Origin of the sequence: Exiguobacterium sp. s181 (assembly GCF_018617125.1) — a bacterium.
Taxonomy (GTDB): Bacteria; Bacillota; Bacilli; order Exiguobacteriales; family Exiguobacteriaceae; genus Exiguobacterium; species Exiguobacterium profundum.
On record NZ_JACSJM010000003.1, the window covers coordinates 211,345 to 234,831 of the forward strand.

The window sequence follows — 23,487 nt, forward strand, 5'->3', positions numbered from 1 at the left end:
TCCTTTTTCTTATAGTGTAGTTGGTTTCGCTCAAACTATGGAGAAAACCTTTGAAAAAATGGGGAAACGTTTTTCTCTTATAAAAAAAACACCCTCTCGTACTTGAGAAGGTGCTCTCCGGATTAAAGCAATTCATTCGCCAAGAGACGATAGACGTTCAGGCGATCTTCCTGCTTATGCTGGATGCTACAAATCATCGCCTCATCGAAACCGTAACGTTCCGATTCATCCCGTAACTGTTCCGCAATTTGTTTCGGCGTTCCTACGAGGTGGATGGCTCGGTTGTTGGCGATATGGATTTTATCGACCTCCGTGAGCGGATAGTCGTGGGCCGCTTCCGGACTCAACAGCTGTCTCAATTGACCACGCATCAAGAAGAGACGCGACAAATCAGAAGGTCGGGCCAAATATTCTGCCTCTTCTTCCGTCTCTGCCGTCGTGACCAAATACGTGACACTGATGTCCGGTTTCTCCATGAAATCAGACGGCGTGAAATGGTGACGGTATGTGTCGAGCGTATCGGCACTCAATTGTCCGTTAAAGAACTGGGCAAACGAATAGCCGAGCCCCATCCGTCCGGCCTGCACGGCGCTGTTCCCACTCGAACCGAGTAACCACGCTTCTGGAAGCGTAACGCCTGTAGGTGCTGCTGGCGTGTTCTTATACCATCTCTCTTCAGGTGCCTCATCTTTAATCAATTGAAGCGTCGTATCGAGTTTCTCGTAAAGTCCATCCATCATTGGCTTCTGCCCTTGTGACATCGCATAGATCGCGTTCGCATCACCGCCTGGCGCACGTCCGACACCAAAGTCGATCCGTCCTGGAGCGAGCGCGCTGAGCGTCTTGAATACCTCTGCCATCTTGAGTGGCGAGTAGTGCATCATCATGATGCCGCCGGACCCGAGACGAATCTTGTTCGTCTTCGCTGCCAGATAAGCCGTGATGACCTCTGGAGCCGAGCTGGCGAACGACATGCCACCATGATGCTCCGCCATCCACATACGGTAATATCCTAACTCTTCTGCGACTTGTGCGAGCTCGACCGCGCAATTAAGCGCATGTTCTCCTGTATGACCCGACGTGACCGGCGCCTGGTCTAACACACTCAATCTCATCATGCATTCTCCTATCTCTATAATGAAGTTTCTAAATATCTTGAATTTGTTGGACTCGCCGTCATCATACTAAATGGTTTGATGGAATACGAATGTTTTGCCTAGTGTTTAACCTTGTATTTTTCAGAAAATTTCCGCATGTTGTTGATAGCACCTGGTCATATTTTCTATACTAAGAAAGAAATACGTTTCAATAACGGCTGGATGTGTAATGGGGATACATAGACAGCACAAACACTTCGGGGAAATGGGGAATGCATCATGAATGGTTCATCAACACCAGACGGAAAGAAACCTTCTTTTTCGAGTCGAGACTTCTTTAAGTTCTTGATTCCATCACTCATCGGGATCATGTTTTTCATCGTACCAATCTCATCAGAGGAAGGCTTCACGATTCCAGTCGCCTTCTTATCCAATCTGCTGATTGACTGGATTGGGGATTTCGTCCCGACACTCGCCGTCATCATGATGGGGATTTCGATTGTCGGCTCATTATTACTCTTTACGGCACGTCCTGCTTTTATGATGGAGCGACCATCCATCAACGCACTGTTTAGCGTGACACCGTTTTGGTTCATCATGCGCGTGATCGGTTTCATCGCTGGGGTCATGACGCTACTCACACTCGGACCAGAGATGATCACGTCAGAATTTACAGGGGGCTTATTGCTCTTTGATTTGATTCCAATCTTATTTGCGACATTCTTCTTTGCCGGTATGTTGTTACCGCTCCTATTGAACTTCGGACTTCTCGAGTTCGTCGGGACGTTCTTGATGAAGATCATGCGTCCGCTCTTCCGCTTGCCAGGGCGCGCCTCACTTGACTCGCTCGCCTCATGGGTCGGGGATGCGACGATCGGAATTCTACTGACGACCAAACAGTATGAGGAAGGTTATTACACGAAACGGGAAGCGTCGATCATTGCGACGACATTCTCCGTCGTCTCCATCACCTTCACCATCGTCGTCTTACAGTATGTCGAACTCGACCAATACTTCTTGCCTTACTACGGGGCCATCGTTTTATCCGGACTAGTCGCCGCTCTCATCATGCCACGGATTTATCCATTATCTAAAAAGGCAGACACGGCTTATGAGAAGACGGAGCTCAAACCGGAAGAAGAAGTACCCGCGAACGTGTCACTCGGTAAGTGGGCGTTAATTCAGGCGTTACAAAAGTCACGTTCGAGTAAAAGTTTCCTAGAGACGCTCAAAGACGGCTTCAAGAACGTGCTCGATATGTGGATCGGCGTCCTCCCTGTCGTCATGGCAGTCGGGACGATTGCGGTCATCATCGCAGAATATACGCCGTTCTTCACTATCCTCGGAAAGCCGTTCGAACCGATTTTGATGCTCCTTCAAGTGCCTGAGGCATCGGAAGCCGCTCAAACGATGGTCGTCGGTTTCGCCGACATGTTCTTGCCGGCCGTTCTCGGAAGCGGCATCGAGAGTGAGTTGACACGGTTTGTCATCGCTACGTTGTCGGTTACCCAGCTCATCTATATGTCAGAAGTCGGGGGCTTGTTGCTCGGTTCAAAACTACCGATCTCATTCCTCGACCTCGTCTTGATTTTCTTGTTACGTACCTTCATCACCCTTCCGATCATCGTCGGCATCGCACATCTTGTGTTTTAACGAAAACGACGCCCTTTCTCTTTTATGAGATGGGGCGTCCTTTGTATACTAAAAGAAAAGGAGGGAGACCGAGATGGAGCACCCATTTGCAGGACAACTCGAGGTTGCGAACAACGGCTATGCCGGGATCATCGACCCGGAAGCTTATGTGAACGATCGTTATCACGGACGCTGGACATTAAAGCGCTCTGTACAGATTGAAGGCGTGCCCGTCTTGCTCCAACGTCAGTTCGAGAACGGCAAGAACAACTGTACGTTGACGTCGATCACCGCCATCTTCCGTTTCTATCGAGATCATGGGTATGCGAACATCCCAGATGATGTGACACAGATCCAAGAAGATGTGCGCGAGATCGCCTTCAGGCACCATTTCAAAGACGAGAAAGGGACACCGCCGACACAAATCGCCACCATCATCACGAAACTGTGGAAGCGATACGGGTACGACGGTCGAGGCAGTTCCCGCTATCTTTGGAAATGGTCGACGTTTGAGCGTGAGCTGAAAGCAGGACGCCCGTTTGTGTTGAATATGGCGAACGGCTTTTATAAAAATCATTCCGTCACGGGAGTCGGCTACTTGCAGTTTGAAAAACGGGGGTTCCCGGACGTCATCTTGTTAGCCGTGCTCGATAATCGTTCGAAGGACGTGCGCTACATCGACTTCAACGAATTCAACTTTTGGGGAAGCATCACACGCGTCCATCCGCCAGCCACTCGTCCATAATCGTGTCAATCGCTTCTCCGATTTTTAAAAGGTGCTCGCGCTTCGCGTATGACCCGTAATGTAGCCCGTTTGAATCACGGCCATTCCCGAGCCCAACGAACACTTCTGAAGGCTTCATATGGAGGCCGATCATCGGGATACCTGAATCATGGCGTCCGATTTCATAGGTGACGGCGGGATATGCAGACAGTCTTCCGATTGTTGAAAAACCGTTCAAGGCACGACAGTTATCCCGTCCGAGCACGATGATACGGATTGGTTTGATGTACGCAATCGTCCGCTCCAACAGTTCGATTGAGGTCGGATGTTCCATCCAGTGGCGCCCGGTCCTCATCTTCCCCATCTGTTCATATGTCGCAAACTTGAAAAAATCAACGTGGATGACAGCTGCAGGATGATCATAGAACGAACGCCCCATCCCGTTGAGGAGTGCCTCGAGTTTGGCGCCATGCGGTTTCCCGAACCAGTTCGTCGTCGCGCGCCCCGACTCGAAATAGACCGATGCCCGTTCGAGCGTTTGTTGCAGCGCCTCTTCATTTCCGAGGTAATCGTCAAACGAAAGTGTGTCCCGCCAATAGAACTTTTGGTGTTGCCCCGTTCTCGATGTCCCGTCACGATGTAAAAACTCGCCGCGAGACGGATTCGTCCCGATGGTCAGCCATTGATTCGGACCAGGTCGCCCGTACCAAAGGACAGGTGATGCCTCTTGAATCAATTCTTTCCCGAACGTTGTGTCGCACAGTGCTTGTTGAAATCGGATTGCGTCTTGTAACAGTCGTACTGCCTCCATGTCATCCCTCCTCTCCCGTTCGTTTCCCGCTTTCGAGAGTTTATAAAATGCGTTATAGTGAGAGGACGAAGCCAAACAAAGGACGTGTACACATGCGCATCAATAAATTCATCAGTGAATCAGGCAAGGCGTCCCGTCGCCAAGCCGACCGTCTCGTCGAAGAGGGACGCGTCACCATCAATGGGAAGAAAGCAAAAATCGGCGACCAGGTCAAACCGGGCGATGAAGTCCTCGTCAACGGTTCTGTCGCACGGGTTGCCCGAAACAACGTCTACATCGCCGTCCATAAGCCGGTCGGGATCACGAGTACGACAGAGAAAAAAGTAAAAGGGAACTTGGTCGACATGGTCAACCACCCGCTCCGCATCTTTAACATCGGTCGTCTCGATAAAGACTCAGAAGGTCTCATCCTCATGACGAACGACGGCGATATCGTCAACGAGATTCTTCGTGCCGAAGGCGAGCATGAGAAAGAATACATCGTCTCGGTCGATAAGCCAATCACACCGGAGTTCGTCGAACAGATGGAAGCCGGCGTCAAAATCCTCGGACAGAAGACGCTACCGTGTAAAGTCCGTCCGCTCTCGAAGTTCGATTTCAACATCACGCTCACGCAAGGACTCAACCGCCAAATCCGTCGGATGTGTGAGGCGCTCGGATACGAAGTATTCCGCCTCCAACGTGTTCGTGTCATGAACATCACGCTCGGGAAACTGCCGCCTGGACAATGGCGCGATCTTTCGAAAAAAGAGCGTGAGCAGCTGTTCCGCGAATTGAATTACGAACCGAAAGAATGGTACTAAAAAGCAGCCTGAGTCGTCTCAGGCTGCTTTATTCTGGTCGAAGTGATGAGACATGGTCGGTCTCACGACGAATGAATCGTTTGACTTGAGTGCTCAAGTCATCGAGCTGGACCATTGTCGTTCTGAACTTGAAGGTCGCATGGAAGTGGTCGAACGAATCGTGTGGCCACTCGTCATGGATGAAGACGTCGACTTGAATCGTCCCTGTCCGATCAATCAATGAGAACGTGAGGCTGATTTTTTGGTCATCCGCATCCGGGTCCAACAACTCCCAAGTCACGGGATTCTTTCCCCATATGTTATTGAATCCATCGATTGAGTCAATCAGTTCTTGCAATGTCTCGTCCTGTATATATACATCTTGATTGCTCGAACAGACGGATGCATGGAGCTGTAGCCTAACCTGATAAAACAGCTCAGTCTCATCCATCCAAATCCGTTCCATCTCGAATTAAGTTTTCACTTTTCGTACCCGCCTTTTCGTTTTAATCTGACCACTTACTCTGGGCGAAGCGATTCGACCGAATTGGTTTCGCGTGCCAAGAATGCCGACAGTTGTCGCTGCAAATCATCCATCTGTCCCATTGTCGTCTCAAACGAGAAGGTTGCGCTCATGTCTCCGCCATCACCTTTACTTTGCTCGATTGCGGCGCTGACTTGAACAACCCCTCTTGCATTCGCAAGCGCGAACGTCAAGGAGAGACGGACGAGTGGAAGGTTGAGTATCCACATCTCCGGAGACTTCCCATTCCGTTCATTGAACGCTCGTAACGAAGAGATAACGGCGTTGATATCGGATGCTGTGACATACTCGTTCACGGTAACCTCGCACCACTTTCCTTTTAGCGTCATCATCACTTCGATTGCGAAATCGTCTTCCCATATTCGCGTCATTTTGAACTGTTCAATCATCCTCATCCCACGCTTCATTGAATTGATTCAATTTCTGATAAAGGTCCTCAAGACTTCCCTCATCTAAACAAATGAACTATTTACTGGTACAGGTAGAAGATCGAAGTTGAAGTTGGACTTGCTAAAACAACTCCGTTTTATCCATCCATACTCTTACCCATCTAAAATTAGATTTCCATTCCTAAGTTACAGTTTTTGTTAGCCATTCAAATACCCATCCCAGTCGAAATCTTCAATTTCCTGAAACGTCCCATCCTCGTTACGTTCATACACACAAAGTGGTGGCTGGTTAACTAACGTTAGAATAGAGTCATCGATATTCAAGATGACACCGATTGACACGATGTGAAAATGATCTGCATCATTTAAGTAAGCATCATCTTCATATCCGCTCAAAAAGGACCAACCTGAATCCCCTTCCTCATGTGGCTCATCTCGCAACATAAAATGAAATTCTTCACGTTCTAACACATCCGCACTGACCGTCACAAGCGTATCCATATAATAATCCCACTCATCCTCAGCTGGCTCTTCAAGTTCGGTCTGACAAATATGCTCCATCCCGAACGAAAGGACGGTACCTAACGTGATCGGTAAACGATACGGCTCATTATCGAGCACACCTTCAAACTGATTACCGTTGACCGATGTGATTCGGACCCACATCCGTTCTCCCCGATACCCATCAGGCTCAGCAACATCAGTCGCAAAAATCAATTTCACATAGTCATCGACTTTTAATCGGCTCAAGACCGCTGTGCTCGGTATATAAAACGTATAAGGAGCTGCTCGATGCAATGCATGTGCATCATCTAAATACCAGTTCATCTAATCCCTCCTAAATAACGAAACTACCTCCTAGTTAGTATAGACAGTTACGACTCAAGAATACAAAAAAGGATTCAGTTCAGAAGAACTAAATCCACATGGTGTTATTTCGCCGTCACGCCACCGTCTACCGGAAGTTCGATCCCGCTAATATGGTTCGCTTCGTCTGACGCGAGGAATAGGACGGCTGCCGCCACCTCATCCGCTTGTCCGAGATTCGGCAAAGCGATTTGATTCAAGAAGTGCTGCTTATAGTCCGGATGTTCCATATGCGGCGCACTCATCGGTGTCACGATATACCCAGGATGCACCGAGTTGACCCGAATATTTTGCTTCCCGTAATCGACGGCCGCTGCTTTCGTGAGAGAACGGACCGCACCTTTCGAGGCTGTATAGGCCCCGGCACCCGCCATACCGGTCAATGCAGAGATGGAGGAGATGTTGACGATTGATCCTCCGCCATTCTCTGTCATGAGCGGAATCGCATACTGTGTCCCTAACATGACCCCATCGATGTTGATGCGATACGTGCGTGCCCAGTCCTCTTCCGTCTGTTCCAAGAACGGTTTCGCAAGTGCGATTCCAGCGTTATTGACGAGAATATCTAATTTGCCACACGTCGCTTCCACTTCTGCGAATACGTCCTCCCAGCTCGAACGTGAGGTCACGTCATGCTTCACCGCGATGGCTTCCCCACCTTGTGCACGAATCGACTCGACTACATTGTTTACTCCTTGTTCATTGATATCTGTTGCGACGACCGTCGCCCCTTCTTTGGCGAATAGGCGTGCCGTTGACTCTCCCATACCGCTTCCTGCCCCTGTGATGACCGCTACTTTCCCCTGTAAACGCATTGTCCCAGCTCCATTCATTAAATTATGATAGTCTAACTATCATAATCATAATTGGATGTGACATTAATCTCAACGAAACTGCTCGAAGACGATATACTAGGGACAGACAATGAGGTGATGGAATTGAGTAAACGACAACAAAACAAAGAAGAACGAATCCAGCTGATTATCCAAGAGGCAGAACGCTTATTTATAGAGAATGGCTTTGAGAAGGTTCAGATGCAGGACATCGCGGACGCGGCAGGGATTGGGGTGGCGACACTGTTTCGCTACTTCCCGAAGAAAGATCAATTGATCGTCGCGGCAGCCGTCAAGAATCTACAGCCCACACTCGAGAGATTTGAACAGTTCATGCATGGGGAAGGCAGCGCATATGAGCGGCTCGAGGCCATCTTGAACCACTTTTTCGAGATGCAGTTGGAACGGACGAACCATGCCCGTTTCCGAGAGGCGTTCGAGAGCTATGCATCGCTCGTCGCCTCACCTCTTCCTGGAATCGAGACATACATCGACGTTCAACGACAGATCATGCAGACACTCGAACCCTTGATCGAAGATGGGAAACGAGACGGTTCATTCCGCTCGGATATCGATGTGAAGGTGACCGTCGTCACAATCATCAATACGTTCGGGACGTTCGGCAACAACATCATGTTGAAGTCGCACATCAGTTATTTAGAGGACGATATCGAACCGGCCGTACAATTGCATGCTTTAAAAGAGATGTTCCTCACATCCATCCGGGCATAAGAAAAGCCTCCCTTCGTTTGAAGGGAGGCTAGTTGTATACATAAAAATGAGCACCTCTCACTAGAGGTGCTCTCGAAAGTCTACCGCGACGGACCACGCTCCACAACGTGCTCCTCAAGGGAATGTCCGCCGTCTTACATAGACCAGCTCATCGCATGTACTCAACTATATGCGAAACCTACGTCCTCGTCAATCTTTTCTTCAATCTCGGTTGACATCTTCCTAAAAATTAGGATAATCAATAGTGTTAGCACTCTTATTAGCAGAGTGCCAAAATATAGACATCAAAAGGAGAACGATCATGACAAAGAAACAGTTTCAAACGGAATCGAAACGAATTTTAGAGTTGATGGTCCACTCAATTTATACACATAAGGACATCTTCCTGCGTGAGCTCATCTCGAACGCGAGTGATGCCATCGACAAGATGTATTATCGTGCCCTCTCAGACGAAAGCATCGAGTTCAACAAAGACGATTACTTCATCAAAATTGAACTCGACAAAGAAGCACGGACGATCACGATTCGCGATACAGGGATTGGGATGACAGAAGAAGAACTCGAAACAAACCTCGGAATCATCGCAAAGAGCGGTTCACTCGCCATGAAACAGGCGACGAAGATGGAAGAAGACCATAGCCTCATCGGTCAATTCGGGGTCGGATTCTATTCCGCGTTCATGGTCGCTGACCGCGTGACCGTGCGGACTCGCTCGATTGACAGTGATCAAGGATACGTATGGGAGTCAGAAGGCACAGACGGCTATTCGATCGAGCCGACAGACAAAGCGGACATCGGTACAGAAATTACGCTCCACTTGAAGGCAGACACAGAAGATGATGTGTATTCGTCATTCCTTGAAGAATACGAGATTCGCTCACTCATCAAGAAGCATTCGGACTTCATCCGTTACCCGATCAAACTCGATGTGACGAAACATCGTCAAAAAGAGGACTCAGAAGAGTATGAGGATTACAAGGAAGAAGAGACCGTCAACAGCATGGTGCCGATTTGGCGGAAGCGTAAGAGCGAGTTGACTGACGAAGATTACAAGGCGTTCTATCACGAGAAACGCTACGGCTTTGATGAGCCACTCAAGCACCTTCACTTGAACGTCGACGGGACGATTCGTTATCAATCAATCCTCTACATCCCGTCAACGGTTCCGTTCGACTATTACACGAAAGAATTCGAGAAAGGGCTCGAGCTCTACTCGAACGGCGTGTTGATCATGGAGAAGTCACCCGACCTCTTGCCGGATTACTTCGGCTTCGTCAAAGGGATGGTCGACTCAGAAGACCTCTCCCTCAACATTTCCCGTGAAATGTTACAGCAGGACCGCCAACTTCGCGTGATCGCCAAAAACGTGAAGTCGAAAATCAAAGGCATACTTGAGAAGATGCTCCAAAACGAGCGTGAGGACTATGAGAAGTTCTATGAGTCGTTCGGTCGCCAATTGAAGTTCGGCGTGTATGACCAGTTCGGCGCAGCCAAAGACGAACTGAAAGACTTGATTCTTTTCCATTCTTCTTACGAGAAGAAACTTGTATCGCTCAAAGAGTACGTCGAGCGGATGAAAGAAGATCAGAAGTATATCTACTATGCGACAGGCGAATCGATTCATCGCATCGACCTCTTGCCACAAGCAGAACGTTTGAAAGAAGAAGGATACGAGATCCTCTACTTCACAGAAGAGATCGACGAGTTCGCCATCAAGATGCTTCAGTCGTATGAAGACAAAGAATTCAAATCGATCGCGAGCGGCGATCTAGGTCTCGATGACGCGGAAGCGAAATCGCTCAACGAAGACAACCAAGACTTGTTCGCATTCATGAAAGAAGAGCTCGGAGACCGCGTCAAAGAAGTGCGTGCCTCGACACGTCTCAAGTCGCATCCGGTTTGCTTGACGGTTGCGGGTGACGTCTCAATCGAGATGGAGAAGATTTTGAACGCGATGCCAAACGGCGGCGGCATGAAAGCGGAGAAAGTGCTCGAAGTGAATGCCGACCACGCCATCTTCCAGACACTCCAACGTGTGTATAAAGAAGATGAAGCGAAAGCGAAACAATATACAGACCTCTTGTATCAACAAGCCCTCCTCATTGAAGGGTTACCGATTGAAGATCCGGTAGCGTATTCGAATGCGGTGTGTGCGTTGATGGCGGAGTGACGGTGAAGGCAGAGGGAGTCCTCTGTCTTTTTCGTTTTTAATAAAAAAGCATGCTACACTCTATTTAAAAGAAAAACCTGGAAATGAGGTGCTTTATGCTGTTCGAAAAAAACAAAGTGTATAGACGTTCCTTCATCCATGATCAATATGGCGGAAGCCGTCAACGAGGAATCAGTACACCTAACAAACATAAACTTATTTTTATTTTTGATAGTGGAATGGATCAAGAATTTGGATATAAGAATGGCTGGAGCGAAGAAGATGGTTTGTTCTACTATAGTGGCGAAGGACAAGAAGGAAATCAAACCTTCTCCTTCGGTAACAAGGCGCTTCTCCATCACATCGAAAATGGTGAGGATGTTTATCTATTTGAATCTCTCGGAAAAGGAAATTATCGTTTCGTAGACCAACTTGTTTTGATTGGCTATGATATTCAATTTGGAATCGACAAACATCAAAATCAGCGAGAAGTCATCGTTTTTGCTTTCGAACCTCTCCACGTCGTACAGGAAGAATCTCACGAATATGCAACAACTATGAGGGACAAATCAATTGTGGAACTCGAACGAATTGCCAATCGTGACCCTAAGCGTGCGACTGGATTAAGCATGTCGATTCGAAAGCGCCAAGTGAGGGAACAGACAGCGGCTTTATATTATTATGTGCTTGCGAGAGCAAATAATCACTGCGAAGCATGCGGTCAAGCCGCACCATTTGATACTGAACAAGGGCCTTATTTAGAACTTTACTCATTATATAAAGAATCCGATGAGGGATTGGCTCTCCCTGAACAAGTAATAGCTACTTGCCCTAACTGTCATGCTCGACTTCGGAAAAGTAAAGACCGTGCTTTGTATCGAGAAAAAATCATACAGCAAATTCTTCAACCTTAATCGCTACTTGTGATTAAGGTTGTTTTATTGATGTAATTGATAATCCTCCAATTTCCGACGAGAAAATGTATAACCCTTTCCAAAATATTATCAACTATACTCATGATTTTTATTTTTCAAAATAAGAAAATAGCGAGAAAATAACGATCGTTATGTAATCGTTTTCTTTGCTTTTATTAAGCCAAATACAGACAATCTTTTGATACACCTTATATTTTCAAAGCATGCAAACGCCTTGACAATTTCAGCTCGTTATATGAAGTTAGTATTACATTATAATTATTCTAGTCGAGATAGAAACGCTAGAGTAAAAAACAAGGAGGACATAACCCATGTCATTAATCGGCAAAGAAGTACTACCATTCAAAGCACAAGCATTCCAAACAGGTGAATTCCTCGAAGTTACAGAGAACGACCTCAAAGGCAAATGGAGCGTTGTCTGCTTCTACCCAGCTGACTTCACATTCGTCTGCCCAACTGAACTTGAAGACCTTCAAAACGAGTACGCTACACTTAAAAACCTCGGTGTAGAAGTATACTCTGTCTCAACAGACACACACTTCACACATAAAGCTTGGCACGAAACATCTGAGAAAATCGGAAAAATCGAGTACATCATGATCGGTGACCCATCACACGTCATCTCACGCAACTTCGATGTCTTAAACGAAGAAGACGGCCTCGCAGACCGTGGTACGTTCATCATCGACCCAGATGGTGTCATCCAAACTGTCGAGATCAACGCTGGCGGCATCGGCCGTGACGCGAGCACGCTCGTCAACAAAGTCAAAGCAGCACAATACGTACGCAACAATCCAGGCGAAGTCTGCCCAGCGAAATGGGAAGAGGGTTCTGAAACACTCCGCCCAAGCCTTGACCTCGTCGGTAAATTGTAAGGAGCGATTGCATGTTAGAAGCAGCGATTAAACAACAGCTCGACCAATATCTCCAGCTCATGGAGGGCGATGTCGTCCTCCGTGTAAGCGCTGGGGAAGACAAAGTCTCAAACGAGATGCTCGAGCTCGTCAACGAACTCGCCAGCATGTCATCACGCATCTCGGTCGAACGCGCGACACTCGAGCGTACACCGAGCTTCAGCGTGAATCGTCCATCCGAAGAGACAGGAATCGTCTTCGCGGGGATTCCACTCGGACATGAGTTCACATCACTTGTCCTCGCCCTCCTCCAAGTGAGCGGGCGCGCGCCGAAAGTCGATGCGGATACAATCAAACAAATTCAAAATATCGAAGGCACATATCACTTCGAGTCGTACATCAGTCTCAGCTGCCACAACTGTCCTGACGTCGTGCAAGCGCTAAACGTCATGAGCGTCCTCAATCCGAACATCACGCACACGATGATCGATGGAGCCGCGTTCAAGGATGAAGTGGAAGCAAAAGAGATCATGGCTGTCCCGACGGTCTTCTTAAACGGAGAATCGTTCGGTAACGGTCGGATGTCACTCGAAGAGATCTTGGCGAAACTCGGTACAGGTCCTGACGCTTCTGCGTTTTCGGATAAAGACCCGTATGACGTCCTCGTCGTCGGTGGCGGTCCAGCGGGTGCGAGTGCTGCCGTATACGCGGCTCGTAAAGGAATCCGTACCGGAATCATCGCAGAGCGCTTCGGCGGCCAAGTGATGGACACGATGGGGATCGAGAACTTCATCGGTACCGCTTATACAGAAGGTCCAAAGCTTGTCGCAAGTCTTGAAGAGCACGTCAAAGAGTACGGCATCGACGTCATGAACCTCCAACGCGCGAAGCGTCTTGAGAAAAAGGACCTCGTCGAGATTGAACTCGAGAACGGCGCTGTCTTGAAGAGTAAGAGCGTCATCCTCTCGACTGGTGCACGCTGGCGTAACGTCAACGTCCCAGGTGAGGCGGAGTTCAAAAACAAAGGGGTCGCTTACTGCCCGCACTGTGACGGTCCTCTCTTTGAAGGGAAACGTGTCGCGGTCATCGGTGGCGGTAACTCTGGGATCGAAGCAGCCATCGACCTCGCAGGGATTGTCAAGCACGTAACGGTCCTCGAGTTCGCTCCTGAACTCAAGGCTGACCAAGTGCTACAAGATCGTCTTCACAGTCTCCCAAACGTGACTGTCATCACGAACGCTCAGACGACAGAAATCACGGGTACGGACAAAGTGAACGGCATCTCGTATGTGTCTCGTGAGACGAACGAGTCACATCATGTCGAACTTGAAGGCGTCTTCGTCCAAATCGGTCTCGTCCCGAACACGGATTGGCTCGACTCGGTCGAACGCAACAACTTCGGGGAAATCGTCGTCGACCGTCACGGCGCGACGAACGTCCCAGGTGTGTTTGCGGCAGGAGACTGCACGAACAGCGCCTACAAACAAATCATCATCTCGATGGGTTCTGGTGCGACAGCCGCACTCGGCGCTTTCGACTACATGATTCGCAACTAACAAAAAGACTCGCCCTCTATCATGAGAGCGAGTCTTTTTTACAGTTCAAACGTCTTCCCCGAGTCCGGGATGAATAAAATCGAGTCTCCACTCTCCGTTTCAAACCGATAGCCTACTCGAGGGGAGAATGGATTCCATTCTCCCCCGGTCGTCGGAACGCTCTCCATGTACGCCACGTCATTGTACGTTTTGCTCAACGTCTCTTCTGCCTCGGCTAACGAGTAGCTCGGAATCGAAAGCAAAATCGCCACCACTACACTCATCACTCCGACCGACGCCGCCCAAAGAGTCGATGTCGGCTTTCGAAACTGTGCCAAGACTAGCAGCATGATGATCCAGCCAATCGGTACCCCAAACGTCGCCGCATTCCCATACCACTGCGCATTGATCGTCAATAAACTGACGATCACCACACCGCCAACCATCCACCACCACTTCATGAACATCACCTCCCCTTTATCATCCCAAAATCAGGAAATGAATCAACGTTTTTTATTCATATTGATGTATGATAACTTATAGTGTATGATATACAGTATAAAGATAAACGAATGAAGGAGGCGAAAAAATGTCTGATGTAAAAGCCTCGTTGGTGACGGAGTTGCGGCGCGGCACATTGACGATTGCGGTGCTCAGTCAGTTGAAGACACCCCAATACGGCTATTCTCTCGTTCAAGCACTGCTAGATGCCGATATCAACATTGATCAAAGTACGCTCTACCCGCTCTTGCGTCGACTTGAAAAACAAGGACTCGTCACGAGTTCCTGGGATACGACAGAGAGTCGACCACGCAAGTACTACGTGCTCAGCTCGGATGGGATGGACATTTTGAATGAGTTGTACGTGGAATGGATGAACATGTCGAAAACGTTGACCCGTCTAATTGAAGGAGGAAATGATCATGAATCTTCGTGATGTGTATATCGATGAAGTCACCTCTCGAATCCCAGAGTCGATGCGGCAAGACGTCGCACTCGAATTGGAATCGACCATTGATGACATGACTGGAAATGACCCGTCTGAAGCGGCTTTATTTGAAGCATTGCGCCAACTCGGCGACCCTCAAATCCTCGCTGCTCGCTACGCGAACCGACCACTTTATCTCATCGGTCCTGCTCTCTTCACACAGTACGTGAACATCATTAAAATCGTCTTACCGATTGCCGTCACGGTTGTCACCATTCTCTCGATCATCGGTTATTTGACCAATCCCATCGACGACACGTCTTGGAGTCAATTCTTGATTCAAGCATTCCTTCAAACTGGTGCGGCTATCTTCAATGTCGTCGTTCAGACGCTATTCTGGATCACCCTCACGTTCTTCATCATTGAACGTGCTGTACCTGAGGGTGAAGTGCCTTTCTCTAGTTGGAAACCTGAGCAACTCAAGAAGGTAAAACCACGTTCGACCTCGATTTATTTTGGTTCGATTTTGTTTGACTTTATCGCCACCGTTCTGATGGTCGTATTGTATGTCAACGCCGAGCAGTTGATTCGTGTTGTCACAGATAGTGAATCCTATCCGCTACTCAATGCGTCGGTCTTGGATCAATTCTTCCCGTTTGTCATCGCCCTGGCCGCCTTTGGGATCGCCATCGCCATTTACAAATGGATGGTTCGACATTGGACAAAGCCGCTCGCCTTATGGAACGCGCTCTTCAATATCGTATGGATTGTCGTCACAGCGCTCATTATGCTGCAACCCGATCTAATTTCGACCGAAGCGCTCCCGTTGATTGCTGAGCAAATCAACGCCGACCTTGAAACAATCAGTCGTTGGGGCGTCTGGAGTGTCTTACTCACCATCATCATCGTGTGTATTCTCGATTTGGCAGAAGGTTTGATCAAAGCGTTTCGACGTTGACCTCACATTCAAACGTTTCATTTCCAAGGAAAGTGGAATAGCGGAGAAGAGAACGGATTTTGAATGGGGAGGCATTTGATGGGTATTCCAACAATCAAGCTACATGACGGTTATGAGATTCCGGCCATCGGACTCGGGACGGTTTATTTGAAAGGTGAAGCAGGGGTCGACGCCATCACGTGCGCCATCCGGAACGGATATCGACTCATCGATTCGGCGATTCGCTACGATAATGAAGGCGCGGTCGGTGAAGCGGTTCGCCAATCCGGCATCCCGCGTGAACAGCTTTTCTTAACGTCAAAATTGCGCGCGCAATATTATGACTACGATCAGGCGCTCGAGATGATTCGAGAGTCCCTATATCGAGCGAACCTCGACTATTGGGATTTGTTCCTCTTGCATTGGCCAAACCCGAAACAAGACAAGTACGTTGAGGCATGGCGTGCCTTGATTCAAGCGAAGAAAAACGGATGGATCCGCTCTATTGGGGTATCGAACTTCATGCCGGAGCACCTTGACCGCTTGATTGAAGAAACGGGAGAAACACCGGTCATTAACCAAATCGAGTTACACCCGTACTTCTCTCAAGTCGAACAGCGGAAAGCCGATAAAGAACGCGGCATCATCACAGAAGCGTGGAGCCCGCTCAGTCGCGCCCGCACGGTCATCCATGACGAAAAGATCACCGAGCTCGCCAAACAAAAAGGAAAGAGCGTGTCTCAAGTCATCTTGCGTTGGCACGTGCAGCTTGGTGTCATCCCGCTCGCCCGCTCGTCTAGCGAGTTGCACCAAAAAGAGAATCTCGACGTCTTCAACTTCGAATTGACGGATGAAGAGATGGAGACGCTCAATGCGTTGACGAAGCAGGATGGTCGCATCGATGACCAAGACCCGCGAGAATACGAAGAGTACTAAAAAAGATTGAGCCTAGATGGCTCAATCTTTTTGTTTAAAACGCCGGAATGGCCGTTTCATCATAGTTTTCTTGCAAGAACGCACGGACTTCGTCACTTGTGAGCGCTTCGCCGAGTTTTTGGATCGCTTCGTCATCCTGGTTGTCTTCACGTGCGACAAGCGTGATGGCGAAATCATTCTCGACGCCTTCTGTTAAGAGTGCGTCACTCTTCGGTGTCAAACCGAGCGGTGCAGCGTAAGCCGGTGTCATCAAGACCGCATCGACATCATCGTACGCGCGCGCGAGCATCAACAAGTCGACTTCTTCAAATTTGAAGTTTTTCGGGTTCGATGTGATATCAGCCTGTGTATAGTACGTGCCCTCCTTCTCTCCGAGCTCGATCACATCATGTTGTGCGAGAAGGGAGAGCGAACGGTCGATGTTCGATACGTCGTTGGCGATCGCAATCGTTGCGCCTTCCGGAATGTCTTCCATCTTGACATAGTTTTTTGCGTATACACCATAATTTGCGAAATAAATCGGTTCGATTGGAACGAGATTCGCATCGTTGCTGCGGTTGAACTCCTCCATGTACGGAACGTGTTGGAAGAAGTTCGCATCGACTTCTTTCGCCGCAAGTGCCGAGTTCGGTTGAACGTTGTCTCCGAGAACAACGATTTCGAGTTCGATGTCGTCTTCCGCGAGCTGTTCTTTCGCGATTTCAAGCATATCTGTCATCGGTGGGATGAGTGACGCGACTTTCAATGTCTGTGGTTCGTTCGCTTGTTCTGTTTGTGTTTCTGTGTCGTTCCCACATGCCGCGAGGACGAGTGTGAGTGAGGCAAGAAGTGCCATCAATTTTTTCATATTCATTTCCTACTTTCTATTTAACGTTTATCGATGATGCGTGCCACGGTCGTGCCCGTGAATTGGATCAACTGTACGAAGACGAGCATGATGAGAATCATATAGAGCATGAGTTCTGTCTGAAATTGTTGATATCCATAACGGATGGCAAAGTCACCGATGCCACCACCCCCGACGACTCCCATAATCGTCGAGTATGAGATAAAACTGATGATGGATGTAGTCAATCCGAGGACAAGACCGGACCGGGCTTCCACATATAGAAACTTAAAGATGATGCCTTTAACCGTTGCGCCCATCGAGAGTGCCGCTTCGATGACGCCGCGTGGGACATCAATCAACGACTGTTCGACGAGGCGCGCATAATGTGCAATGGCAATGATGGAGAGCGGCACGGTCGCTGCTGCCGTTCCGATGGCCGTCCCGATGATGAGTCGTGTAAATGGAATCAAAAACACGACGAGTAACAAGAATGGGAAAGACCGGACGATGTTCACGACCAGGTTAAGGACGGAGAAGACGATTTGATTCTCTAACAATTGTCCTTTACGCGAAAGGTAAAGCCACGTGCCTAACGGCAATCCGACTAGAATCGCGGCGAGAATCGATACCCCGACCATAATGAACGTCTCGGCAATGGACTGCCAAATCTCTGATTGGTAGCGCACCAAGATTTCAGGCATTCGCTTCACCTTCCTCTCGCAACTGTTCGACGAACCAACTTGGATTCTGATCGATGGCGACCACCCCTGTCGGCTCCCGTTCAATCGTCTCATGAACGGTACCGTCTGCCATGACGGTGACGCGATGACAGATTTGACGGATGACATCCATCTCATGCGTGACGAGCACAACGGTGACACCGAGTTGTTCATTGACCGACTGGAGGACACGCAGCACTTCTGCCGTCGTATTCGGGTCGAGAGAAGAGGTCGGTTCATCGCAGAGGAGTACACTCGGTTCGCTCGCGAGTGCCCTTGCGATCGCGACACGTTGCTTCTGTCCCCCACTCAACTTGGAAGGATATTTATCGCGATACGCTTCGAGTCCAACGAACCGAAGACACTCCATCACGCGCGTCTCCCATGATGATTTCGGTCGTTTGGCAAGTTTTAGTGAATCGAGGACGTTATCAAAGACGGTTTTATTCGCAACAAGATTAAATTGTTGAAAAATCATACCGATTCGATGTCGCTTCTTGCGTAGTTCCCGGTTAGAGAGTTCGGTCAACTGGTCGCCATCGATCGTGACGCTCCCAGCATCCGGTTTCTCCAACAAATTCATCAATCGAAGAAGCGTCGACTTCCCGGCACCGCTCGCGCCGATGATGCCGTAAATCTCACCTTTTCGAATATGAAGCGATACATCGCAGACGGCTATCTCTTGTCCATACCGTTTATGGACGGACGACAATGTGATCATGGCAGACATCCTTTCTACATCTCGTGAGTGAGTCAACCGTGTATCATTTTAGCGAAATAAAGAGTCGATGTCAGTTCATGTGCTCACATGAAAAGAACCGCACTGCGGTTCAGAGTGGATGTCGTTTGAAATGTTTAGCAATGTGTTGTTTCATGGCGTCTCGATTTTCGGCGAAGATGCGATGGCGATGCCCATTACCACCAGATGGATGCGGAAAACCGCTCAAAACGCGTTCCTGATCCAAAATACCTCGCTCAACCAATAATTCCACGGCTCGCCTCACGTTCACGCCCATCGGTAAGATGAGCGCATCTTGAAGATGGGCCATCTCTTCTGCGAAGATTCCTTCTACGTATGGTCGAAACAGCTCCGTTCGAATCATATCCGGGCTCGATCCGTTATAGTTCTTGCCTTTATAGAAGACGGGATAAGGAAGAACCGCTGTATTTTGAACGAGATGGTTCGCTGATCCAAACAAATCGAGGGAGGATTCGATCCCTAGATGATGATGTAACTCCAAATCGTCCAGCATCGTCACTAAGTTCTTTCGAATCGGACCGGAAAAACTGCCACGCTGTTTGACGGCTCGAAGCGCCTCTTCGTCTGTTGCATCCTTCAAGTCACGGATTGCCTCGAACGACTGACGCATTTGATACAAGCCTGGCGTGATTCCCGCGATGACGACTTTCGCGTTTGGATTGATGTATTCGAACGGTGCGTAATAGATGTCGAGTTGTTTCTTTTCATCACGGTCTAACAAAAAGTCTTCACTTTTTAACATTTCTTCTTCTAAATTTGATAACTGCAAAATCTTTGATTTATACGTGTGAAATAACGCTGTTCGTGTCATATAAACAACACTCCTTTCTCTATCTCTATTCCCCTAAATCTTTGTGTGAGAAAAGTTCATTTTTCAGACAAATGCTATTCAAAAATAAAACACTTTTATTCCGTTCTTTCCATTACAAACAGGCGAAGCGCTCGTCGATGTCGAGTATTGTGGCGTGTGTCACACAGACCTTCACGTCGCCGCGGGTGACTTCGGTGATGTCCAAGGACGTGTGCTCGGTCATGAAGGGATTGGGATCATATCTCAAATCGCAGACGATGTTTCGAGTTTGAAAGTTGGAGATCGCGTCAGTATCGCTATGGTCATCGACTTCAAAAATAAACACTGCTAATCAAAACGGGGCCATGTGCCCCGTTTTGTTCTAGATTGACGTTGACGGGGTATAGTTGCTTTTGTATAGTTAGGAACGTCTAAAAGCCGGAAATGAAAGAGGAGTGACTTGATTTGACTCCATCAACGTCAACCCGTCTACTTGATTTATTGTCAGAGCGCAATGATCAAGTTCGACGTATGAGTGAACAATCTTGGAATGAACAAAGTGATATCCAACTCTCGAACTCGGAATGGTATATTCTCGCGACACTTTATCAGTCGAAAAGAACGATTGCCGAGGTTACGCGCAGTGTCCATATTTCTCGACAAGCGATTCATAAACTGATCAAGAACCTCGAAAGTAAAGCGCTCGTTCTCGTGACAGACCATCCACAAAATCGAAAAGACAAATGTATCGAGTTGACCTCGCTCGGTCACACTTGTTATGAGCAAAACGAGACGCTCAAAGCACAACTTGAGCAACGGATCCAAGAAAGCATCGGCCAAGAGGCGTTTGAACAACTGAAAACCATTCTACGCTTGGATTGGAAACTATGACCGTGTCAGCTTGATGGTGACACGGTTTTTCATATGCATACATGACCCAAAACGTCAACCGAGTTGACATTTCATCTTCTGAATGACTATGCTTATAGGTAAGGAAGAGGTGATCGACTTGTTTAAAACTGGAGACTTAATCATCTACTCGACCCATGGCGTATGTCGCATCGACGACATTTCGGACAAAACGGTCGCAGGAGAGACGAAATCGTACTATACGCTTCACCCCATCAACAACTCACAAAAGTTACAAATCAGCATTCCTGTCGATAATGACAACGTGATGATGTTGACGTTACTGGAAGCAGACGAGGCATCAGAGATTTTAGAGTCGTTCCGCTCGCCTGGCGTGGAATGGAATCCACATTCCAACAATCGCAATCGTGAATTTTTGAATGTCGTGCATTCAGGAAACCGTCACGAGATTGCCCAAGTGGTCAATACATTGAGCCGTCGACAAATCGAGGCGCTTCAAGCGAACAAAAAGCTATACGAACAAGATCGTAAAATTTTAGAGAATGCCAAAACGATTTTGGTGAAAGAGCTCTCCCTTGCCCTCGAGCGTTCAGAGAGCGACATCGAGCGCACGATTGGCGAGTACTTACATGAAAGCATGGCGACACTCACACCTTGACCCTTCCATTTGGAAGTGGTCTTTTTATTTTGCTACAATCATATACTTATTTTGACAGTTATCGGGTATCCTAATACAAACAAATCAACTGATATAGGGAGGATGTTAGGATGCAACTGCACTCTAGTACGACCCATGTCACCGACACGCACGTTGTTCGGGCAATCGAAAACAATCTGGCTATCATTCGCTTTGATGAACATCGTCGCGTCGCCTACGTCAACGAGATTTTTGCCAAAACGATGGGCTACGAAGTCAAGGAACTGATGGGACGCCCCCATCGTGATCTTTGCTTGCCCGAGTTTGCGAACAGTCCCCAATACGACCTGTTTTGGCGTAAACTCATGCAAGGGTTGAGTTATCACGACAAGATTGAACGACGTGCCGCCGATGGTCATAGTGTCTGGCTAGAAGCGACCTACATGCCAATCTTCGATGACGCCAATCAGAACGTCATCGGCGTTTCAAAGATTGCGGCCGATATCACATCACGGCAACAAGACGTACTCCACATGGCGAATGATCTTCAAGAGACGTCTGAATACTTATCCGCCCAGTCCCAAATCGGGAAACAAGACGGAGAACACGTCCTCGAGAACGTCAAACTGATTGAACAAGAGTCGACTCAAAACCTAGAGCACCTAAAAGCGCTCCAGCAAGAGGCGAAGACGATCACGGATATTGTCCGAACGATTCGCGAAATCGCTGCCCAAACCAATCTCCTCGCACTCAATGCCGCAATCGAGGCGGCACGCGCAGGTGAGCATGGACGTGGCTTCAATGTCGTCGCGACAGAGGTCCGCAATCTTTCGAACAAAGTTTCGCTTTCTATCACTGAAGTGAATAACAACATCGAGGGCATCGTCAAACGCATCGATGACGTGTCGACGAGCATCGGACGCATCTCTCATAAAGTCAAAGATAGCTCCGGACAACTCGAACAGACGGTCCGTGAGTTTGAAAAACTGGCGGATTCGGCCGCCACACTCGAACAGCAGGCCAAGACCTTCTTACGGATGGTCTAAATGTGCTAAAACCGTTCACTACAAGCAAAGACGATGTGTCTTGCTTCGGGTGAACGGTTTTTGTCATCTCTCGTTAAATTGGGTTAATACATCCTCTCTTAACTGTTGAAACGCATTTCCCTTCCATCCATAGTACTTCAAGTGCTTCGTGCAAAACACGACGCCTGTCGCACCACTAGGATAGTTGATTGGAATAGGACCCAAGTCAATCCAGTCTCTGAGCCGATAAGACCGATTGTAAACCGATGATTGTATCATCTCGTTGGCGATTAACCATTTCATCAAATCACGTGTCGCATCCAGACTATGCACGATGACGACAGCTGGAGTATGTTCACGCATTAATTTGTGAAACCATTCTTGACCGCTTTGTTTAATAGAAGGATGAATTGCTTTTAGTTTTTTTGCTGTTGGCGTCGCATACGCATTGATATTCGTCTCTAACACTTCAATCGCTTCATTCGACTGCGTTTCTAACTGATTAACCAGTTGATTCAATCCAATCCTTGTCTTTGAAAAAGGTCGCTTCCCCTTTTCTATGTTCTTCTGCTGAATGAATGTTAGAAACGATTCCCGGTCCATTATTAAATCAATGTATCGATCGACATCATGATCCACATCTGTTTTCAAAATCGAAGAGGCCGGATTAATGCCTACAATGAAAACATTGGGGTTCGACGTTTTGCATTTACTGACAAACGGTCGTAAGTATTCATTCGTAGTGCCCCTCTCAACAAACTCTTTCAATCCGATTCGATTCATGAGACACCGCTCCCTATTCATCTTCAATTTGGAGTGACTCTGCCGACGCCGTATTCGTAATTTTGTGATAGTGCTCAAATTCGTCTGTCACTTCCTCTAGATATTCAGGACCGACGAATAACACGTTTGTTCCCTTCTCGACTAGTACGAGAGGGTATCCTTGAAATGTGACCGCATCAATCACATCCTGTACGTTCGACAGAATCAATGTGTCCTGTGTAGGATGAAACAATCTCACTTCGTGGAGGTCGAGCCATTGCAACACACGTTTGAGTTCCCATTCTCCATCTAACGCTATGGAGACGAGGATATAGTGATCGTTCTGACGCATCAGCACAGCAAAACAATCAGCGAGTTGAATCGACTCTGTCTTCAATTCCATGGCATAC

27 protein-coding genes and 1 pseudogene are annotated in these 23,487 nt (G+C 48.1%); 15 read left to right on the forward strand and 13 right to left on the reverse strand.

Translation table 11 applies throughout. The features are described from left to right. Positions 1-122: 122 nt before the first annotated feature. The gene (locus KNO70_RS12455; RefSeq protein WP_214812663.1) at positions 123-1,115 is read right to left on the reverse strand and encodes an LLM class flavin-dependent oxidoreductase; all 993 of its coding nucleotides are present in this window, start codon (positions 1,113-1,115) and stop codon (positions 123-125) included. A gap of 261 nt (positions 1,116-1,376) precedes the next feature. On the opposite strand from KNO70_RS12455, the gene KNO70_RS12460 reads away from it, so the two are divergent. Then, complete coding sequence (locus KNO70_RS12460; RefSeq protein ID WP_214812664.1) at positions 1,377-2,750, forward strand: YjiH family protein; 1,374 nt, start codon at positions 1,377-1,379, stop codon at positions 2,748-2,750. 73 nt (positions 2,751-2,823) lie between these two features. Beyond that, entirely contained in the window at positions 2,824-3,474 is a 651-nt protein-coding gene (locus tag KNO70_RS12465; RefSeq protein ID WP_015880303.1) for a C39 family peptidase, read from the forward strand. Here the strand turns inward: KNO70_RS12465 and KNO70_RS12470 are convergent. Beyond that, on the reverse strand, positions 3,440-4,264 hold the full coding sequence (locus tag KNO70_RS12470; protein WP_214812665.1) for a hypothetical protein: 825 nt from the start codon (positions 4,262-4,264) through the stop codon (positions 3,440-3,442). The genes KNO70_RS12465 and KNO70_RS12470 overlap by 35 nt on opposite strands. A gap of 92 nt (positions 4,265-4,356) precedes the next feature. Here KNO70_RS12470 and rluF point away from each other — a divergent pair, with 92 nt between their 5' ends. Then, a complete protein-coding gene (gene rluF, locus KNO70_RS12475; RefSeq protein ID WP_015880301.1) occupies positions 4,357-5,067 on the forward strand; it encodes a 23S rRNA pseudouridine(2604) synthase RluF in 711 nt (236 codons plus the stop codon). A 28-nt stretch (positions 5,068-5,095) separates the two neighbouring features. Here rluF and KNO70_RS12480 read toward each other — a convergent pair whose 3' ends face one another. The 4 genes from KNO70_RS12480 to KNO70_RS12495 all read right to left on the reverse strand — a co-directional run bounded on the left by KNO70_RS12480 (position 5,096) and on the right by KNO70_RS12495 (position 7,661). Next, positions 5,096-5,497, reverse strand: a complete 402-nt coding sequence (locus tag KNO70_RS12480) for a hypothetical protein (RefSeq protein WP_240499771.1) — start codon at positions 5,495-5,497, stop codon at positions 5,096-5,098. A 68-nt stretch (positions 5,498-5,565) separates the two neighbouring features. After that, on the reverse strand, positions 5,566-5,985 hold the full coding sequence (locus tag KNO70_RS12485; protein ID WP_143404740.1) for a hypothetical protein: 420 nt from the start codon (positions 5,983-5,985) through the stop codon (positions 5,566-5,568). 192 nt (positions 5,986-6,177) lie between these two features. Continuing rightward, positions 6,178-6,807: an immunity protein Imm33 domain-containing protein gene (locus tag KNO70_RS12490; protein WP_078146010.1), complete on the reverse strand. Its 630-nt coding sequence runs from the start codon at positions 6,805-6,807 to the stop codon at positions 6,178-6,180. A gap of 104 nt (positions 6,808-6,911) precedes the next feature. Then, positions 6,912-7,661: an SDR family NAD(P)-dependent oxidoreductase gene (locus KNO70_RS12495; RefSeq protein WP_047795764.1), complete on the reverse strand. Its 750-nt coding sequence runs from the start codon at positions 7,659-7,661 to the stop codon at positions 6,912-6,914. Between the two features lie 117 nt (positions 7,662-7,778). On the opposite strand from KNO70_RS12495, the gene KNO70_RS12500 reads away from it, so the two are divergent. From KNO70_RS12500 to ahpF, 5 genes are all read left to right on the forward strand, one after another. Continuing rightward, positions 7,779-8,411, forward strand: a complete 633-nt coding sequence (locus KNO70_RS12500; RefSeq protein WP_251028296.1) for a TetR/AcrR family transcriptional regulator — start codon at positions 7,779-7,781, stop codon at positions 8,409-8,411. Between the two features lie 301 nt (positions 8,412-8,712). Beyond that, complete coding sequence (gene htpG / locus KNO70_RS12505; RefSeq protein WP_214812666.1) at positions 8,713-10,581, forward strand: molecular chaperone HtpG; 1,869 nt, start codon at positions 8,713-8,715, stop codon at positions 10,579-10,581. A 95-nt stretch (positions 10,582-10,676) separates the two neighbouring features. Next, positions 10,677-11,474, forward strand: a complete 798-nt coding sequence (locus KNO70_RS12510; protein WP_214784489.1) for an SRA domain-containing endonuclease — start codon at positions 10,677-10,679, stop codon at positions 11,472-11,474. 332 nt (positions 11,475-11,806) lie between these two features. Further along, entirely contained in the window at positions 11,807-12,370 is a 564-nt protein-coding gene (gene ahpC, locus KNO70_RS12515; RefSeq protein ID WP_015880295.1) for an alkyl hydroperoxide reductase subunit C, read from the forward strand. Between the two features lie 11 nt (positions 12,371-12,381). Continuing rightward, a complete protein-coding gene (gene ahpF, locus KNO70_RS12520) occupies positions 12,382-13,905 on the forward strand; it encodes an alkyl hydroperoxide reductase subunit F (protein WP_047795758.1) in 1,524 nt (507 codons plus the stop codon). A gap of 38 nt (positions 13,906-13,943) precedes the next feature. Here ahpF and KNO70_RS12525 read toward each other — a convergent pair whose 3' ends face one another. Further along, entirely contained in the window at positions 13,944-14,345 is a 402-nt protein-coding gene (locus KNO70_RS12525; protein ID WP_214784492.1) for a hypothetical protein, read from the reverse strand. A gap of 128 nt (positions 14,346-14,473) precedes the next feature. Between KNO70_RS12525 and KNO70_RS12530 the strand changes: the two genes are divergently transcribed. From KNO70_RS12530 to KNO70_RS12540, 3 genes are all read left to right on the forward strand, one after another. Next, entirely contained in the window at positions 14,474-14,821 is a 348-nt protein-coding gene (locus KNO70_RS12530) for a PadR family transcriptional regulator (protein WP_074035166.1), read from the forward strand. Beyond that, on the forward strand, positions 14,808-15,770 hold the full coding sequence (locus tag KNO70_RS12535; RefSeq protein ID WP_214784495.1) for an HAAS signaling domain-containing protein: 963 nt from the start codon (positions 14,808-14,810) through the stop codon (positions 15,768-15,770). The genes KNO70_RS12530 and KNO70_RS12535 overlap by 14 nt, the downstream gene beginning before the upstream one ends. Positions 15,771-15,848: 78 nt before the next feature. After that, the gene (locus tag KNO70_RS12540) at positions 15,849-16,685 is read left to right on the forward strand and encodes an aldo/keto reductase (RefSeq protein ID WP_214684966.1); all 837 of its coding nucleotides are present in this window, start codon (positions 15,849-15,851) and stop codon (positions 16,683-16,685) included. A 34-nt stretch (positions 16,686-16,719) separates the two neighbouring features. On the opposite strand, the gene KNO70_RS12545 is transcribed toward KNO70_RS12540, so the two are convergent. The 4 genes from KNO70_RS12545 to KNO70_RS12560 form a co-directional block, all read right to left on the reverse strand. Next, positions 16,720-17,532, reverse strand: coding sequence for a MetQ/NlpA family ABC transporter substrate-binding protein (locus tag KNO70_RS12545; RefSeq protein WP_214812667.1), 813 nt, complete (start codon positions 17,530-17,532; stop codon positions 16,720-16,722). 20 nt (positions 17,533-17,552) lie between these two features. Then, on the reverse strand, positions 17,553-18,215 hold the full coding sequence (locus KNO70_RS12550) for a methionine ABC transporter permease (protein WP_214684964.1): 663 nt from the start codon (positions 18,213-18,215) through the stop codon (positions 17,553-17,555). After that, on the reverse strand, positions 18,208-18,954 hold the full coding sequence (locus KNO70_RS12555; RefSeq protein WP_214812668.1) for a methionine ABC transporter ATP-binding protein: 747 nt from the start codon (positions 18,952-18,954) through the stop codon (positions 18,208-18,210). The genes KNO70_RS12550 and KNO70_RS12555 overlap by 8 nt, the downstream gene beginning before the upstream one ends. Positions 18,955-19,063: 109 nt before the next feature. Next, positions 19,064-19,804 carry a hypothetical protein gene (locus tag KNO70_RS12560; protein WP_214684961.1) on the reverse strand — a complete coding sequence of 247 codons (741 nt, stop codon included), beginning with the start codon at positions 19,802-19,804 and terminating at the stop codon, positions 19,064-19,066. 109 nt (positions 19,805-19,913) lie between these two features. Between KNO70_RS12560 and KNO70_RS12565 the strand changes: the two are divergent. The 4 genes and pseudogenes from KNO70_RS12565 to KNO70_RS12580 form a co-directional block, all read left to right on the forward strand. After that, positions 19,914-20,135: pseudogene (locus KNO70_RS12565) on the forward strand (alcohol dehydrogenase catalytic domain-containing protein); the annotation flags it as partial. Between the two features lie 113 nt (positions 20,136-20,248). Then, on the forward strand, positions 20,249-20,674 hold the full coding sequence (locus KNO70_RS12570) for a MarR family winged helix-turn-helix transcriptional regulator (RefSeq protein ID WP_214684958.1): 426 nt from the start codon (positions 20,249-20,251) through the stop codon (positions 20,672-20,674). A 109-nt stretch (positions 20,675-20,783) separates the two neighbouring features. After that, positions 20,784-21,311, forward strand: a complete 528-nt coding sequence (locus tag KNO70_RS12575; RefSeq protein ID WP_143180210.1) for a CarD family transcriptional regulator — start codon at positions 20,784-20,786, stop codon at positions 21,309-21,311. 110 nt (positions 21,312-21,421) lie between these two features. After that, positions 21,422-22,336, forward strand: coding sequence for a methyl-accepting chemotaxis protein (locus tag KNO70_RS12580; protein ID WP_015880281.1), 915 nt, complete (start codon positions 21,422-21,424; stop codon positions 22,334-22,336). A gap of 63 nt (positions 22,337-22,399) precedes the next feature. On the opposite strand, the gene KNO70_RS12585 is transcribed toward KNO70_RS12580, so the two are convergent. Both KNO70_RS12585 and KNO70_RS12590 read right to left on the reverse strand, forming a co-directional pair. After that, positions 22,400-23,098 (reverse strand): hypothetical protein, encoded by a 699-nt coding sequence (locus KNO70_RS12585; RefSeq protein WP_214689007.1) that lies wholly within the window; start codon positions 23,096-23,098, stop codon positions 22,400-22,402. Positions 23,099-23,111: 13 nt separating this feature from the next. Next, complete coding sequence (locus tag KNO70_RS12590) at positions 23,112-23,480, reverse strand: hypothetical protein (RefSeq protein WP_214684953.1); 369 nt, start codon at positions 23,478-23,480, stop codon at positions 23,112-23,114. Positions 23,481-23,487: the final 7 nt, after the last annotated feature.

What these genes read in the sequence shown, in the direction of transcription:
- KNO70_RS12455 (WP_214812663.1), bottom strand. Translation starts at nt 1,115, where the DNA reads ATGAGATTGAGTGTGTTAGACCAGGCGCCGGTCACGTCGGGTCATACA.
- KNO70_RS12460 (WP_214812664.1), top strand. Translation starts at nt 1,377, where the DNA reads ATGAATGGTTCATCAACACCAGACGGAAAGAAACCTTCTTTTTCGAGT.
- KNO70_RS12465 (WP_015880303.1), top strand. Translation starts at nt 2,824, where the DNA reads ATGGAGCACCCATTTGCAGGACAACTCGAGGTTGCGAACAACGGCTAT.
- KNO70_RS12470 (WP_214812665.1), bottom strand. Translation starts at nt 4,264, where the DNA reads ATGGAGGCAGTACGACTGTTACAAGACGCAATCCGATTTCAACAAGCA.
- rluF (WP_015880301.1), top strand. Translation starts at nt 4,357, where the DNA reads ATGCGCATCAATAAATTCATCAGTGAATCAGGCAAGGCGTCCCGTCGC.
- KNO70_RS12480 (WP_240499771.1), bottom strand. Translation starts at nt 5,497, where the DNA reads ATGGATGAGACTGAGCTGTTTTATCAGGTTAGGCTACAGCTCCATGCA.
- KNO70_RS12485 (WP_143404740.1), bottom strand. Translation starts at nt 5,985, where the DNA reads ATGAGGATGATTGAACAGTTCAAAATGACGCGAATATGGGAAGACGAT.
- KNO70_RS12490 (WP_078146010.1), bottom strand. Translation starts at nt 6,807, where the DNA reads ATGAACTGGTATTTAGATGATGCACATGCATTGCATCGAGCAGCTCCT.
- KNO70_RS12495 (WP_047795764.1), bottom strand. Translation starts at nt 7,661, where the DNA reads ATGCGTTTACAGGGGAAAGTAGCGGTCATCACAGGGGCAGGAAGCGGT.
- KNO70_RS12500 (WP_251028296.1), top strand. Translation starts at nt 7,779, where the DNA reads ATGGAATTGAGTAAACGACAACAAAACAAAGAAGAACGAATCCAGCTG.
- htpG (WP_214812666.1), top strand. Translation starts at nt 8,713, where the DNA reads ATGACAAAGAAACAGTTTCAAACGGAATCGAAACGAATTTTAGAGTTG.
- KNO70_RS12510 (WP_214784489.1), top strand. Translation starts at nt 10,677, where the DNA reads ATGCTGTTCGAAAAAAACAAAGTGTATAGACGTTCCTTCATCCATGAT.
- ahpC (WP_015880295.1), top strand. Translation starts at nt 11,807, where the DNA reads ATGTCATTAATCGGCAAAGAAGTACTACCATTCAAAGCACAAGCATTC.
- ahpF (WP_047795758.1), top strand. Translation starts at nt 12,382, where the DNA reads ATGTTAGAAGCAGCGATTAAACAACAGCTCGACCAATATCTCCAGCTC.
- KNO70_RS12525 (WP_214784492.1), bottom strand. Translation starts at nt 14,345, where the DNA reads ATGAAGTGGTGGTGGATGGTTGGCGGTGTGGTGATCGTCAGTTTATTG.
- KNO70_RS12530 (WP_074035166.1), top strand. Translation starts at nt 14,474, where the DNA reads ATGTCTGATGTAAAAGCCTCGTTGGTGACGGAGTTGCGGCGCGGCACA.
- KNO70_RS12535 (WP_214784495.1), top strand. Translation starts at nt 14,808, where the DNA reads ATGAATCTTCGTGATGTGTATATCGATGAAGTCACCTCTCGAATCCCA.
- KNO70_RS12540 (WP_214684966.1), top strand. Translation starts at nt 15,849, where the DNA reads ATGGGTATTCCAACAATCAAGCTACATGACGGTTATGAGATTCCGGCC.
- KNO70_RS12545 (WP_214812667.1), bottom strand. Translation starts at nt 17,532, where the DNA reads ATGAAAAAATTGATGGCACTTCTTGCCTCACTCACACTCGTCCTCGCG.
- KNO70_RS12550 (WP_214684964.1), bottom strand. Translation starts at nt 18,215, where the DNA reads ATGCCTGAAATCTTGGTGCGCTACCAATCAGAGATTTGGCAGTCCATT.
- KNO70_RS12555 (WP_214812668.1), bottom strand. Translation starts at nt 18,954, where the DNA reads ATGATCACATTGTCGTCCGTCCATAAACGGTATGGACAAGAGATAGCC.
- KNO70_RS12560 (WP_214684961.1), bottom strand. Translation starts at nt 19,804, where the DNA reads ATGACACGAACAGCGTTATTTCACACGTATAAATCAAAGATTTTGCAG.
- KNO70_RS12580 (WP_015880281.1), top strand. Translation starts at nt 21,422, where the DNA reads ATGCAACTGCACTCTAGTACGACCCATGTCACCGACACGCACGTTGTT.
- KNO70_RS12585 (WP_214689007.1), bottom strand. Translation starts at nt 23,098, where the DNA reads ATGAATCGAATCGGATTGAAAGAGTTTGTTGAGAGGGGCACTACGAAT.
- KNO70_RS12590 (WP_214684953.1), bottom strand. Translation starts at nt 23,480, where the DNA reads ATGGAATTGAAGACAGAGTCGATTCAACTCGCTGATTGTTTTGCTGTG.